Annotated in this window: 13 protein-coding genes; 7 read left to right on the top strand and 6 right to left on the bottom strand. The window is 61.2% G+C overall.

The features are described from left to right. The coding region (locus J1G18_RS24920; protein ID WP_223008941.1) for a general secretion pathway protein GspC at positions 1-301 on the bottom strand (301 nt) is incomplete at its 3' end. 131 nt (positions 302-432) lie between these two features. On the opposite strand from J1G18_RS24920, the gene J1G18_RS24915 reads away from it, so the two are divergent. Together J1G18_RS24915 and J1G18_RS24910 are read left to right on the top strand one after the other, a co-directional pair. Continuing rightward, the gene (locus tag J1G18_RS24915) at positions 433-885 is read left to right on the top strand and encodes a prepilin-type N-terminal cleavage/methylation domain-containing protein (protein WP_223008938.1); all 453 of its coding nucleotides are present in this window, start codon (positions 433-435) and stop codon (positions 883-885) included. Next, a complete protein-coding gene (locus J1G18_RS24910) occupies positions 882-1,490 on the top strand; it encodes a prepilin-type N-terminal cleavage/methylation domain-containing protein (RefSeq protein ID WP_223008936.1) in 609 nt (202 codons plus the stop codon). Before J1G18_RS24915 ends, J1G18_RS24910 begins: the two co-directional genes overlap by 4 nt. A 339-nt stretch (positions 1,491-1,829) precedes the next feature. Here the strand turns inward: J1G18_RS24910 and J1G18_RS24905 are convergent, their stop codons facing one another. Genes J1G18_RS24905 through J1G18_RS24895 form a run of 3 tightly spaced genes read right to left on the bottom strand, consistent with a single transcriptional unit; the run spans position 1,830 to position 4,013 of the window. Continuing rightward, positions 1,830-2,768, bottom strand: coding sequence for a FecR family protein (locus J1G18_RS24905; protein ID WP_223008934.1), 939 nt, complete (start codon positions 2,766-2,768; stop codon positions 1,830-1,832). A gap of 31 nt (positions 2,769-2,799) precedes the next feature. After that, entirely contained in the window at positions 2,800-3,351 is a 552-nt protein-coding gene (locus J1G18_RS24900; protein ID WP_223008932.1) for an RNA polymerase sigma factor, read from the bottom strand. Beyond that, on the bottom strand, positions 3,348-4,013 hold the full coding sequence (locus J1G18_RS24895) for a secretin and TonB N-terminal domain-containing protein (RefSeq protein ID WP_316851798.1): 666 nt from the start codon (positions 4,011-4,013) through the stop codon (positions 3,348-3,350). Before J1G18_RS24895 ends, J1G18_RS24900 begins: the two co-directional genes overlap by 4 nt. Before the next feature lie 207 nt (positions 4,014-4,220). Here J1G18_RS24895 and J1G18_RS24890 point away from each other — a divergent pair, with 207 nt between their 5' ends. Continuing rightward, entirely contained in the window at positions 4,221-4,565 is a 345-nt protein-coding gene (locus J1G18_RS24890) for a hypothetical protein (RefSeq protein WP_098964253.1), read from the top strand. A gap of 177 nt (positions 4,566-4,742) precedes the next feature. Here the strand turns inward: J1G18_RS24890 and J1G18_RS24885 are convergent, their stop codons facing one another. Beyond that, the gene (locus tag J1G18_RS24885) at positions 4,743-5,183 is read right to left on the bottom strand and encodes a carboxymuconolactone decarboxylase family protein (RefSeq protein ID WP_139053756.1); all 441 of its coding nucleotides are present in this window, start codon (positions 5,181-5,183) and stop codon (positions 4,743-4,745) included. A 312-nt stretch (positions 5,184-5,495) separates the two neighbouring features. On the opposite strand from J1G18_RS24885, the gene J1G18_RS24880 reads away from it, so the two are divergent. The 4 genes from J1G18_RS24880 (at position 5,496) to J1G18_RS24865 (ending at position 8,900) form a co-directional block, all read left to right on the top strand. After that, positions 5,496-6,929: a PLP-dependent aminotransferase family protein gene (locus J1G18_RS24880; RefSeq protein WP_139053757.1), complete on the top strand. Its 1,434-nt coding sequence runs from the start codon at positions 5,496-5,498 to the stop codon at positions 6,927-6,929. 123 nt (positions 6,930-7,052) lie between these two features. Beyond that, positions 7,053-7,346, top strand: a complete 294-nt coding sequence (locus tag J1G18_RS24875; RefSeq protein ID WP_003225668.1) for a putative quinol monooxygenase — start codon at positions 7,053-7,055, stop codon at positions 7,344-7,346. A gap of 197 nt (positions 7,347-7,543) precedes the next feature. After that, entirely contained in the window at positions 7,544-7,945 is a 402-nt protein-coding gene (locus J1G18_RS24870) for a cupin domain-containing protein (RefSeq protein ID WP_223008929.1), read from the top strand. 241 nt (positions 7,946-8,186) lie between these two features. Further along, positions 8,187-8,900 (top strand): ATPase, encoded by a 714-nt coding sequence (locus J1G18_RS24865; RefSeq protein ID WP_098964257.1) that lies wholly within the window; start codon positions 8,187-8,189, stop codon positions 8,898-8,900. Positions 8,901-9,065: 165 nt separating this feature from the next. On the opposite strand, the gene J1G18_RS24860 is transcribed toward J1G18_RS24865, so the two are convergent. Further along, positions 9,066-13,961, bottom strand: a complete 4,896-nt coding sequence (locus J1G18_RS24860; RefSeq protein WP_098964258.1) for an NAD-glutamate dehydrogenase — start codon at positions 13,959-13,961, stop codon at positions 9,066-9,068. Between the last annotated feature and the right edge of the window lie 332 nt (positions 13,962-14,293).

Below are 14,293 nucleotides of genomic sequence, written 5' to 3'. Positions count from 1 at the left end.
CCCTCTCCCCCTGCAAAAAACTCCTCGGCGGCCCATCGTTCAAACTCAAAATCGCCACCGCCCCGCGACTCCCCGCCATCACCCCGCTCACTTTGATGTCCATCGGCGCCGTTTGATTGGAAAACCACTGCAACGCCGGGCTGTCACTGCGCGCCGCGAGCGTTTGCGGTGGCGCCGGAGGGGTGTGGGATTCGGCGGAGGTCAGGAGTAGTGACGACCAGGTCGCGACGCCGACCAGGGCGGCGAGCAGTGCGAGGGCCTGGACGGTTTGCGGGGGGGATATGCGGGTGGTGAGCATCATGGGCTGAATCTCCTTTTTGTCCCTGCTGACAGGCTACGCGGCAATTCTCACGGTTTTATTTCACACGCCTTACATGTTGGCCGTGCAGGATGTTTTTTTGGACGGGGCTGGACGCAACGGATGCGCAACCGATGAATGTGGGCAAGCAACAGGGTTTTACGCTGATCGAGTTGATGGTGGTGCTGGTGATCATCGGCATTGCCAGTGCGGCGATCAGTCTGAGTATCAAGCCGGATCCGCTGCAGTTGCTGCGCAAGGACGCCGAGCGTGTGGCGCAGTTGCTGCAGGTGGCGCAGGCGGAGGTGCGGGCGGATGGTCGGCCGATTGTTTGGGTGAGTGATGGCAAGGGCTTTCGCTTCAGTCGGCGCGGTGACAGTGGTCGGGGGTTTGAGCATTTCAAGGATGACCCGCAGTTGCGGCCGCGCACCTGGCAGAGCCCGAAGCTGGAGGTCCGGGTGGAGCCGAAGCAGAAGGTGGTGCTTAACGCCGAGTGGATCAATCCGCCGCTGCAATTGACCCTGTCGGATGGGCTCAATCGGCTGAGTGTGCTGCGTGATGCCAGTGGCAGGATCAGTGTGCAATGAACGATCAACGGGGCTTTACCCTGATCGAGGTGATGGTCGCGATTCTGCTGATGGCGGTGGTCAGTTTGATTGCGTGGCGCGGGCTGGACAGTGTGACGCGCGCGGACAGTCATTTGCAGGCGAGCAGTGAGCAGAGCGACAGTTTGTTGCGGGCGTTGAATCAGTTGCAGCGCGATGTGGAGATGCGCGCGGGTGTGGAGTTGAGTGAGCCGAAGAAGGTTGGCGTGGATGATGAGCCGCCGAGCGCGCCGCCTGCGCTGACGGTGCGGAGCAGTGACAGCAAGGGGTTTCGGCTGGATATTATTCGTAGTGCGGCGGATCAGCCTGGGGCTTTGCAGCGGGTGCGTTGGTGGGTCAAGGGGGATACGTTGTATCGGGCGGTGGCTGAGGCGCGCAGTCGGTATCCGTTGCCGGCTCCGGGGGCTGGGGTGGCGGTGTTGGAAGGTGTGAATGATGTGCAGGTGCGGGTTTGGGAGGTAGATAAGGGTTGGCGGCAGTTGAGTGGGAATCGGCGGGAGGATCCGTTGGGGTTGGAGGTGCGGTTGACGCGGGAGACGGCGCAGGGGGTGGAGCAGTATCGGCAGGTGATGGGGCCGCTGCAGTAGTCAGCATCACTGCAAAACTCTGTGGGAGCGGGCTTGCTCGCGAAGGCGGTGGGTCAGTTGATGATGATGTGGTTGAACGGGCGCCTTCGCGAGCAAGCCCGCTCCCACAATTGGATTGGGTTTGGTCAGTTGGGGAATGGTTGGTTTGTGAGCTGTCATCGCTGGTAGAGGCCAGCACCCACAAGCCGGTAGATATTGGTCGGCTGTCGGGTCGTCATCGCGAGCGGGCTCACTCCTACAAGTGGATGGTATGCAGTCTGAGAGAGATGAGTTGGCTGGAAGGCCGCCTTCGCGAGCAAGCTCGCTCCCACAGGGGGTGGTGGGGTTGGTGGGATTGGGTTAGCTGAGGACGACTACTCCGCCGGGGAGTTCGGTGCATTTGACGCCGTAGGCGTCGCGGATCAGCAGTGCGACGCCGGCGAGTTGGTCGAGGTTGAAGCGGGCCTGGACGCGGCGTTGGCCGAGTTCGCGGTTGAGCAGCAGCAACATGCCGGGGCGGTAGCGGTTGATTTCGTCGATCATCTGGCTGAGGGTTGCGCCGTTGAATACCAGTACCTGTTGGCGCCAGTTCATCACTGCGGCGGTGTCGACGCTTTGCACTGCGCCCACTTGCTGCGCGTCGTAGGTCAGTTGCTCACCCGGCTGCAAGCGCAGGCTGCGGCCATCGACATTGACGTCCACCGAACCATCAAGGCAAGTCACGCATACTTGCTGATCGGTGTTACGCAGGTTGAACCGCGCCTGACTGGCGCGCAACCACCCTCCTCCAGCCTGCATCGCCAATGGCAACCGCGCGGTCTGCACTTCAACCTCACCGCTGACCAGCTCAAAACCTTGCACACCATCATCGCCAGCGCGCTGGTTGATGCGGGTCTGGGTGTTGAGCTCCAGGCGCACGCCGTCGGCTGGTTCGAAACGCTTCTGCTGGCCGACTTCGGTGATGTAATCGGCGCCGAGCCCTTCAAAGCCACCGGGGACCGTCCCGCGCACCAGCAGGAACGCCGCCGATGCCGCGATGGCGCCACCGAGAAAGGCCCGGCGACCGAAGCGCCGAGGCGACTGCAGCATTTCAGCGGCAGGCTGCAGGTTGTGCCACAACACCTTGGCCTGCTCGAAAGCCTGGGCATGCTCGGCGCTCTGCGCGCACCAGTCGCGCAACGCCCGGGCGTCGGCCACAGTGGCGCGGCCGGAGGTCAGCAGGACCAACCAGTCGTGGGCTTCGCTGTGCAGATTGTCGGCCGCCGATGGCTTGGCAGGTGTCAGTCGAAAGATGTTCAAACGCGCAGGTTCTCAACGAATTGATCGGGCACTATTCAGATGACGGTTTTCCGGCCCCGCGACCGAACCGCTGAAACACTTTTCTTTCCAGTTTCGCTGCGCAGTGCCCCAACGCGGCTTTGATTTCCTTCTCGACCATGCGCGTGGAAATGCCGAAGCGCTGCGAGATTTCCAGGTGCGGCGCCTCCTCCAGCCGCGCCGCGATGAAGATTCGGCGACGTCGTGCGGGCAGCTCGTAGAGGGCACTGAGCAGCGACTGGATTTCCTTTTGCCCACCGACCACCCGCGCCGGGTCCAGCGCCTCGTCGCCGATCTGCAGCAGCTCTTCGACTTCCTCGCCGGTGAGCAGGCGCGCATCGGCCTGACGGCGGTCGGCGGCGATGTTCAGGGCCATGCGATAGATGTAGGCATTGGGCCGCAGCAGGTTCGGCGGCGTTTCCATGCGGTCGACCCGCAGGTAGGTTTCGTGCAGCACGTCGTTGGCCAGATCCTCCGAACCGAGACGCCTGCGCAAGCGCACCCGAAAGTCCTCGTAGGACGTCAGGAACAGCTGGACCATCGAACCTTGTCCGGTGTCTTTCATCCCCCGGAAACTCCTTCCCATTTGGTGCATTCCATGCGTTTCCCTGACGACTCCGGTAACAACAGCAACGTGACCGGCTGACGCAACGCGCTGGGCGTCGGCCGGTCGATCCTGAGATTGCGAAAGCTCTCCACCAGCGCGGTATCGCGCCGTACATCGCCGGTCGAAGTGACCAACCGGTTGTGCTGCACCACGCCGTCGCGCCCGACCCAGACCTGCAACACCGCGCGATAACTGCCGGGACGGGTCAGCGGCGAACGGCACAGGTTGCGCTCGATCGCCGCTTGCACCGCGGTGGCGTAGCTGCGACTGACGGCGGCGCTGGCCGGCGTGGACTTTTCCAGGGCCGATGGCGCGTCCTCGACCTGCGCCACTTGTAGAGTGAACGCATCGTCGCGGGCATAGCGCGCCATCAGGCCACTGCCGCCGAGCAAACGGCGCAGCGCATCGGCAGCGGTGTATTCGCCATCGACCGCCAACGAGCGCCGGCCACGACTCAACTGACTGTCGACCAGCACCGCCACCCCGGTGGCATGGCTGTACTGATCCAGCGCCCGGGCCAGGTCCTGCGCCGGGATGTGCAGCGTCATGCGCATATCGGCCGGCACGGGTTCGGCTGTCGCCGCACCGCTGAACCAGCCAAGCAGCAGCCCCAGACTCACCCGGCGCACGAGAGTCGCTGAACGCTGAAGACCGTCCCTGGAACTGCCTCGCTGCACGGCTGACGTACCCCTGAAAACCGTCATCCTGATGGCTGTTTATGAATCTGGTGTGACGGGCGGTGCAAAAAAACCATCACGGGATTCGCGCGAGGCTTGCACTAGACTGCATTCAGAGAACGGCCGCGTCGGGCCGGCCAGGAGGCTTGCATGAAATCACTGTGGAAAATCGCCCTCGGCGGGCTGCTGCTGAGCGCCTTCGCCAGTGCCCACGCCGAACAACCGTTGGGCTGTGTGGAGGTGACGGTGGGCGGCTACAAGGCGCCGAATTACGATTGTCTGAGTCAGCAGATGGGCAACAATCCCGAGGGCGCTGCCGCTGCGCAGAAGAATCAGGAAGCAATGAACGTTCCCGTGAACAAACGGCCACCAAATCAGGTTGGCCTCGCAACCCCGGCCGCAACTGGAACACGCATGGGCAACACCTTCGGCACCTCAGTCAAACCACAACGCCCACCCGCCAATAACGGAACCTCCCCATTAACCAATAAATGAGTCAAAACACCTGAGGCTAAGAAACTCACACACCTAAAGGAAGGGGAAACACACCTGTGGCGAGGGGATTTATCCCCGATCGGCTGCGCAGCAGTCGTCAATGTTGGGCCTGCTACGCAGGCCATCGGGGATAAATTCCCTCACCACAAGGAACACCTCAATCACAGGGTATGCACGTCAGTCGCTTGGGGTTTGGCGGAAGCTTACGGCCAGGCGATTCCAGCTGTTGATGGTAGTGACGGCCATGGTCAAATCCACCAGTTCAGCCTCACTGAATTGCGCTTTGGCCATCTGGTAAACATCATCCGGCACATGACTCTCGGCCAACAACGTCACGGCCTCAGCCCAGCCCAGTGCGGCGCGTTCACGGGGGTTAAAGAAGCCGCTGTCGCGCCACACCGCGATCGCATACAAACGCCGATCACTCTCCCCGGCCCGCCGCGCGTCCACCGAGTGCATGTCGGTGCAGAACGCGCAGCCGTTGAGCTGCGAGGCGCGGATCCTGATCAGTTGCAACAGCGGCGCCTCGATGCTCAGGTCGCTGGTCAGCGCCTCCATGGCGATCATCGCTTTCATCGCCTTGGGCGATGCGTTGTAGTAGTCCAGACGCGGGGACATGGCAGCTCTCGGGAAGCGGAGTGATGAGTTCACGGTAATCGCAGCGCTGTCGGCGTTACAGCCCCAATTCCACGGAATATCGCTACACCACTGTCCCCCGGCCAAACACACAACCTTGTAGGAGTGAGCCTGCTCGCGATAGCGGTCATTCAGTCACCGCCATGTTGGATGTGCCGACGTCATCGCGAGCAGGCTCACTCCTACAAGGGGGACAGTGACCAATTTCGGTTTTTTGTGCTGCGCAACTACTGCCAATCACCCAACAGCGTTAATCTGGCCGACACCCCAATCGCCCCCCGGAGCCGCGTCGGTATGGAACTTCACGTCGTGATCAATGGCCGCAAGGACCTCGCCGGCCAGCTATACAACCAGTTGCGCGGCGCCATCGAGTCCGGGCGCCTGGCCGCCGGCACGCAGTTGCCGCCCAGCCGTCTGCTGGCCGAGCAGCTGGGGATCTCGCGCAAGACCATTTCCGACACCTACGCGCAGCTGACTTACGAAAATTTCCTCACCGGGGTGATCGGCAAAGGCACTTACGTCAACGCCCGCCCGGCGCAGATCCAGCGCAAGCAAAGCCACACCGAACTGGCCAGCGCCGAGGTGATCGAGCGTTGGCGCAACCTGCCGGTGTTCTTGCGCCACCCGTCGCTGGAAGGTTCGTTGCGCTACGACTTCATCGGCGGCGCCACCAGCAAGGGCCAGTTCCCGCATGACGACTGGCGCCGCTGCGTCTCCCACGCGATGCGCCAGATGGCCGGCTCCAAAGGTTTCTACAGCGTGCCCGAAGGCCTGCCGGCGCTGCGCAATGCGATTGCCCGGCACATCGCGTTTTCGCGCGGGATCAACTGTCAGGACGAGGACATTGTGGTGTGCAACGGCGCGCAACAGGCACTGGACCTGATCACCCGCGTGCTGATCAGCCCCGGCAGCCGGGTGGCAATGGAAGATCCGGGGTATCCGCCCGCGCGGTTGCTGTTCGGCACCCACGGCGCCGAAGTGGTCGGAATCCCGGTGGATGCAGAGGGGATTGTGGTCGAACAGATTCCCGAGGGCACGCGGATGATTTATGTCACGCCGTCGCACCAGTTTCCGCTGGGCATGCCGATGAGCCAGGCGCGCCGCGAGGCTTTGCTGGCCCGGGCTTATGAGCTGGGCGCGATCATCATCGAGGACGACTACGACAGCGAATTCCGCTACGAAGGGCGGCCTACGGACTCTCTGTTCAGCCTTGATCAGCGCGGCATCGTCGCCTACGTCGGCACCTTCTCCAAGACCTTGCTGCCGGAGTTGCGCCTGGGTTACGCGATCCTGCCGCCGGCGATTCTCGAAGCGGTGATCCGCGCCAAACAACTCACCGACCTGCACGCCTCGACCCTGCCGCAATGGGCGCTGGCCAAGTTCATTGCCGAAGGCTGCCTGCTCAAGCACATCCGCCGTTGCCACGGAATTTACGCCCAGCGCCGCGAGCGAATTCTGGCGCGCATGGCCACGGATCTGGCGCCGTGGCTGGAGGCGATTCCGCCCAGTGCCGGGTTCCACATGGCGGTGCTGTGCAAGGTGCCGATCGACCTGCCGCTGGTGATCGAACTGGCGAAAAAAGTCGAGGTCGGGCTGTATTCCATCGACATTTTTCATTATCAACAGCCGGTGAAGAGCGGCCTGTACTTCGGCTTCGGGGCTATTGAAACCCTCGATATCGACACCGCTCTGGATCGCCTGCGCGACATTCTGCAACAAGTGGCGTGAATGATTGGTCTGGGCGATTAACCGCCGATTGGTTATTGGTGATCAGCAGGTGCAGGCCTATTCTGCACTGGCGTTATCCCTCAATGAGCAGGATTCGTCCGGCCTGATTCAGGAGTGTGAGCAATGTCCAACGAAGTGATCAACACCGTTCAGGTGCGCGCCGCCGCCGGGCGTTCGGAAGAGCTCGGCCGGCAGTTGCAGAAGATCGTCGACACCCTGCGCCAGACACCGGGCTGCGACGCCTACATGGTCGACCGCTGCCCCGAGGACAGCCAGCGCTGGACGGTAAGCGCACGCTGGCAGTCGGAAGCGGCGATGCAAGCGCACTTCAACCGGCCTGAGGCACAGGGGTTTATTGACCTGATCGATAGCCGCTTGGCCAATAGTGTGGATTTCAACAGTTTCCCCATCGTCTGACCGGACGCCTTCGCGAGCAAGCTCGCTCCCACATTTGGAATGCGTTCAACTGTGGGAGCGAGCTTGCTCGCGAAGACGTATTCAGCTGCACCGCCGAACGACTGATTGGTCACCCGATCTTCCCGAATATTGGCCGTTTGAATACCCCACCCCGCAGACTACTGTGGTCACCACCCCTCCCCAACTGGTGATCGAACATGAAAGCCCTGCACCTCTTCACCGCCGTTATCGCCCTGTCCATGTCTGCCGCCGCCCTGGCTCACGACCCATCCGAGAAAGTCACCGTCCTGCAAGACCAGATGCTGAAAAACGCCCCCGGCAAGAAAGCCATGATGATCGAAGTCGACTACAAACCCGGCCAGTCCTCGATCGCCCACAAACACGACGGCACCGCCATGGCCTACGTGCTCGAGGGCGAAGTGATTTCCCAGGTCAAGGGTGAACAGGCGATCACCTACAAGAAGGGCCAATTCTGGTATGAACCGGCAGGCTCCGAACATCTGGTGTCAAAAAACGCCAGTCAAACCAAACCGGCGAAGTTGCTGGTGTTCATGGTATTGGCCCCGGACGAGCAAGTACTGATCCCCTTGAAAAACTGATGGTTGTTGGCACAGCCATAAATAAAAAGGCGCAAAACACTGTTTTGCGCCTTTTTATTTCCCGAGGCAATTAACCGATTCGCCTTAAAGCCAATAAAACTAATGCATCGCCACAACTCGAAAAATTGTCAGCTTATTTACAGGTTGGCGGGTTTAGTCTGAATCAACTGTCGTGCGCCCGTCACCCACAGCCGCGACAACGCTGACTTTCCGACTGAAGTTGCTTCACGGGAGACTCATCATGAAACTTGCTTTTGCCAGTACCCTGGCGATATCGGTTTTAGCCTTGTCCGCCTGTTCAGTACCCACCGCGCCGAAAGCGGTGTCGTCCCTCGATACCCTGTTCACCCAACCGGTTGGCCGCAGCAGCGCCGCCCAGGTGCAAAGCGGTCCCGGCGTGTCACTGGGCGTGGTCTACAGCCCGAGCACCCAGACCAACCGCGAATACCTGCGTGACTATCAGGCCAACGCCGGCACCGGTTTCGGCCAGAGCCTGCTGGTGCAGCCGATCCACGACGCCTACGTCAACACCTCGAAACCGGACATGGCGGTGGACTGGGTGAAGGCCTCGCTGCAACGGCAGTTCGGCTCGGTTACGGTGTACCCGGACATGCAGAGCCTGCGCGCGGCGCACCCCGATGTGGTGGCGATCGTCGACGCCCACAGCCAGTTGATCACTTCGCGCAGCTCCGACATTAAGGCCGATGTCAGTGCGGATTTTTATGATGCGAAGTTGAATTACATCGGCACGGCGAAAGGTTCGGAGGCCAAAGAGTTGACGCCGGTATGGGCGGACTTCAAACGTTCGGAAGAGATTGTCGCTGATATTAATCAACAGCAGGATGTGCAAGTTCGGGCGCTGCAGAAGTTTGATCAGTCGCTGAGTAATTTGTTGACCAGACCGACAGATAAAGTGTCGATGCTCGATAGTAAACAAGCACATAAGTTGTATTGATATAAAGGGCGCCATCGCGAGCAGGCTCACTCCTACAGTTGGAATGCGTTTCCCTTGTAGGAGTGAGCCTGCTCGCGAAGGGGCCAGCCCGACCACCACAAAACCAACAGACATAAAAAAACCCCTGCATCTCACAATGCAGGGGCTTTCTCATTCAACCACTACTCAGGCCAGTTCAAGCTCGGCATTTGCAGCAGCCGCAGGCACCACCGCCTGACCGCTCAACGCGAGGTCCAGCAGCTCTCGGTTGGCCACGGCATACATGGCGTAATCGGTGCCGCTCGCAGCGCGGATTTCCACCAGCATGGCGCGCCAGCGCTCGATCATGCTTTCGTGCTGTGCCATCCACAGCGCCAGGCGTGCTTCCACGTCCTGAGTGCCGTCGCCCTGTTGCAGGACGGAGATGGTAATCGCACGTTGCTGCCAGTCCACATCGTCACGGAACGCTTCACGGGCCAGGGCCTGCCAGTTGTTTTCAACCGGCAGCGCGCTGATCTGTTGCAGGTACCAGGTGATGTCCAGCGCACTGCCCACGGCGAAGTAGGCCTTGGCCACTTCGGCCGGATCCTGGCCAGTGACGTCGGACGCTTCGATGATCGGCAGCAGGGTGTACAGGTGCGAGGTACCCGCCACCATACGCGCCAGCAACTCCGGAACACCGGCCGCGACGTAAGCCTGATAACGCGCCTGCCAGTTTTCACGGATTTCGCCGCTCAGCAGTTCGTCGAGCTTCAGACCCAGCTCCTTCAGGTGCGGACCGAAGTGCGCGACGTCACGGGCAGCGTTCTGCTCGTTGCGACGGGCACGCAGGAACCAGCGCGTAGCGCGACGGCCCAGACGCATCAGCTCGTCCATCAGCTCCAGTTGCACGTCAGCGGAGACCTGATAGTCCAGCGCTTCGATCTGACGGAACCAGTGCGGGAGGTGGAAGATGTCACGCACGATCACGTAGGCGCCAGCCACGTTCGCCGGGCTCATGCCGGTCGACTCTTTGAGTCGTTGCACGAAGGTGATGCCCATGTGGTTCACCAGATCGTTGGCGATCTGGGTGCTGACGATCTCGCGCTTCAGACGGTGACGACGCATGGCTTCGGAGAACTTGCTGACCAGGGTCGGCGGGAACGCCGTTTCCATGTCGCGGGTCAGGTAGTCGTCGTCCGGCACCAGCGAGTTCAGCAGCTGTTCCTTGAGGTCGATCTTGCTGTACGAGATCAGCACCGACAGCTCGGGACGGGTCAGGCCATGACCTGCCGCAACGCGCTCGTTGATCTGCTCTTCGGTCGGCAGGAACTCGATGGCACGGTCCAGCTTGCCACGGCCTTCCAGATCGCTCATCAGACGCTTGTACTCGGCAATGCGCTCGTAGGCACGACGCGCCGCCAGGGACAGAGCCTGAGTCTGCTTGTAGTTGTTGCCCAGCACCAGACCACCGACTTCGTCGGTCATGCTCGCCAGCAACTGGTTGCGTTGCTTGTCGGTCATGTCGCCGGCCTGAACCACTTCGTTCAGCAGGATCTTGATGTTCACTTCGTGGTCGGAGCAGTCCACGCCACCGGCGTTGTCGATGAAGTCGGTGTTGGAACCGCCGCCATTCAGACCGAATTCCACACGACCCAGTTGGGTCATGCCGAGGTTACCGCCCTCGCCCACGACTTTGCAGCGCAGCTCGTTGCCGTTCACGCGCAGTGCGTCGTTGGCCTTGTCGCCCACGTCGGCATGGCTTTCGCTGCTGGCCTTGACGTAAGTACCGATACCGCCGTTCCACAGCAGATCCACCGGCGCCTTGAGCAAGGCGTTCAGCAGTTCGGTCGGGGTCAGCTTGTCGGCCTTGATGTCGAAGCGTTCTTTCATCTGCGGCGAGATGGCGATGCTCTTCGCGCTGCGCGAGAAGATGCCGCCGCCTTCGGACATGATGCTGGTGTCGTAGTCGGTCCAGGCCGAACGCGGCAGGTCGAACATGCGCTGACGCTCGACGAAGCTGGTCGCCGGGTTCGGGTTCGGATCGATGAAGATGTGCATGTGGTTGAACGCGGCAACCAGTTGCAGCTTGTCGGACATCAACAGGCCGTTACCGAATACGTCACCGGCCATGTCACCGACGCCGACCACGGTGATGCTGTCTTCCTGAACATTGATGCCGCGCTCGCGGAAGTGGCGCTGTACGCCAACCCACGCGCCTTTGGCGGTGATACCCATTTTCTTGTGGTCGTAACCGGCGGAACCACCGGAAGCGAACGCGTCACCCAGCCAGAAGCCGTAGTCGATGGCGATGCCGTTGGCGATGTCGGAGAAGGTTGCAGTGCCCTTGTCCGCAGCCACAACGAGGTACGGGTCATCGTCGTCATGACGCACGACGTTGGCCGGCGGCACCAGCGCGCCGTCTTTCAGGTTGTCGGTGATGTCCAGCAGACCGGAGATGAAGATGCGGTAGCAGGCGATACCCTCGGCCGCGATCTCGTCACGGCTGCCGCCCAGTGGCAGACGACGCGGCAGGAAGCCGCCCTTCGCACCCACCGGCACGATGACCGAGTTCTTCACTTGCTGGGCTTTCACCAGGCCGAGGACTTCGGTACGGAAGTCTTCTTCACGGTCGGACCAGCGCAGACCACCACGAGCAACGTTGCCGAAGCGCAGGTGCACGCCTTCGACGCGTGGCGAGTAAACGAAGATTTCGAACTTCGGTACTGGCTTCGGCAGCTCTGGAATCGCGTGCGGGTTGAACTTGAAGCTGAAGTACGACTTGTTCTGGCCGTTGGCATCAGTCTGATAGAAGTTGGTGCGCAGGGTGGCTTTGATCAGGTCCAGGTAGCGACGCAGGATGCGGTCTTCGTTGAGCACCTGAACATCGTCCAGTGCGGTCAGAATCGCCTGTTCCAGACGCTGCTGCTTGTCTTCCAGATCATCGCTGCCCAGCTTGCGCGCCAGGTAGAAACGGGTCTTGAACAACCGGGTCAGCTCGCGAGCGATGTCGGTGTGGTTGTTCAGGGTGCTGGCGATGTAACCCAGGTCGAAGCCCAGTCGGATCTGCTTCAGGTAACGGGCGTAGGCACGCAGCAGCGCCACGTCGCGCCAAGGCAGACCGGCGGTCAGCACCAGACGGTTGAACGCATCGTTCTCGGCATCGCCACGGACGATGTGGACGAACGCGTCCTGCAGGGTGTCGTTGAGTTGCTGGATGTCCAGCTCCAGGCCTTCCGCCGCGGTGAACGCGAAGTCGTGGATCCAGAACTCGCGGCCATTGGTGTGACGCAGACGGTACGGGAACTCACCCAGCACGCGCAGGCCGAGGTTTTCCAGAATCGGCAAGACGTCGGACAGCGCCAGCGGCGTGTCGGCGTGGTACAGCTTGCAATGCAGCTCGCGCTGACCGGACACCTGGCCCAGCGGCTGATAGAAGCTCATCACCAGCGGATTTTTTTCGTTCAGGCTCAGCAGGTGCTGCATGTCGACCACGGCCGAATGCGCCGCGAAACGCTCGCGGTAACCCGCCGGGAAGCCTTTCGGGAAATCCGCCAGCACGTTGGTGCCGTGGGCTTCGCCGAAGCTTTCGACGGTCAGTGCGGCGTAGTCGTCCTGCCAGCTGCGGCAGGCCTGTACCACTTCTTTTTCCAGCAGCAGCGGGTCGATGTCGATGCGGTTCTTCGGATCGACGCGCAGGATCAGCTGCACGCGAGCCAGCACGGACTCGGAGAAGAAGGTCCAGAACTCGCAGTCGGTGGCCTTCAGGCGCTCCATCAGCACCTGCTGGATCTTTTGGCGCACTTCGGTGGAATAGATGTCGCGCGGCACGTAGGCCAGGCAGTAGCAGAAGCGACCGTACGGGTCTTTGCGCAGGAACACGCGGATCTTGTTGCGTTCCTGGATCTGCACGATCGACATCACGGTGCTGAACAGTTCGTCGACCGGGGTCTGGAACAGGTCGTCACGCGGCAGCACTTCGAGTACCTGCGCCAGTTCCTTGCCCAGGTGAGCCTTGGACTGGAAGCCGGAGCGGCGTTCGATTTCTTCGACCTTGCGACGGATGAACGGAATGACCCGCACGCTCTCGCCATACACCGAGGAGGTGTACAGGCCCATGAAGCGGTGTTCCTTGATGACGTTGCCGTCGGCGTCGATTTCACGGATCGACACGTAATCCGGGTAGGCCGGACGGTGTACGCGGCTCGGGTGCGCAGCCTTGGCGAACGACAGCAGGGTCGGTTCGCGCAGGTAGTTCACCGCGTAGTCTTCGATGTGCCGGTCTTCGTTGGTCAGACCGGTGCGCAGCAGTTTGGTCAGACCGAGGAAGGAGTTCTGGTCGTATTCGATATGGCCGCCATCGGCCTGATCGACAACGGTGAACTCTTCGTAGCCGAGGAAGGTGAAGTGGTTGCCCACCAGCCATTCCAGGAAGCTTTTGATTTCGGTCTTTTCGTCGGCATCGACGGCGAATGCGCTGTGATCGAGCTTGGTGAGGATCTCCTGCACCTTGGCCTTCATCGGCTCGAAATCAGCGACCGCGACGCGCACTTCACCGAGCACCTGCTCCAGCTCTTTGCTCAGCACATTCAGTTCGGCCGCGTTGGCGCAGCGGTCGATTTCCAGGTACATCAGCGATTCGTGCAGAACGCCTTCGCCGGTGCTGCCCTTGGGCAGGATTTCCAGCAGCTCGCCCTTGCTGCCACGGCGTACGCTGAGCACGGTGGTCTGCAGGGTGTGGATGCTGTAGCCGCGGCGGTTCAGCTCGGTGCGGACCGAGTCGACCAGAAACGGCAGGTCGTGGTGCAGCACTTCGACCGCGGTGTGGGTCGATTGCCAGCCGTGGCGTTCGTAATCAGGGTTGTAGACGCGCACTTGCGGTTGCGCGTGATCGAAGCGCTCAAGCAGGCGCCACGCGGAAAGAGTACAGCCAGCGAGGTCGGAGAGGCGACGTTGAGTCAGCTCGTCCAGGGAAATGATGCCGAAGAATTGTTCAGCGAACAGCGCCACTTGTGGCAGTGCCTGTTCACTGATGTGCTGCGCCAGTGCCGCTTGCAGTTGGTGCTGGAAGTCGGCTTTGCTGGCTGCGGTGAAGAACGCCATCTGTGGTACTCCGCTTAAGCTTGTTATTGATGGAAAGCGTCGCGTGCAACACCCCTTGCGGGGCTTGTGTCGCCCTGTTCCTGATTCTCGGGCAGAGGAAACAGGGGGACAGGTGGGTGAAGCTGGACGAGACACTCAGGTCACATTCACCTTCCATTGAATGGGCATCTGCAAAAACGACTGTCGAGGCCGCCGACAATGTCTTTACGGGTGCTCATCCGTTGCGCAGCTTAATGGGTGCGACAATGTGTCTGCTTGCGGTGCTGCGACATATTCGGTCATTGGCACGTAAACGCGGCCCCGCGCACCGGTAAACATTAGCAGCCAAAGAG

Origin of the sequence: Pseudomonas sp. MIS38, assembly GCF_019891575.1 — a bacterium.
Taxonomy (GTDB): domain Bacteria; phylum Pseudomonadota; class Gammaproteobacteria; order Pseudomonadales; family Pseudomonadaceae; genus Aquipseudomonas; species Aquipseudomonas putida_A.
Note: the sequence above shows the minus strand (reverse complement) of the source record. Positions and strands in the feature narration are given on the sequence as shown.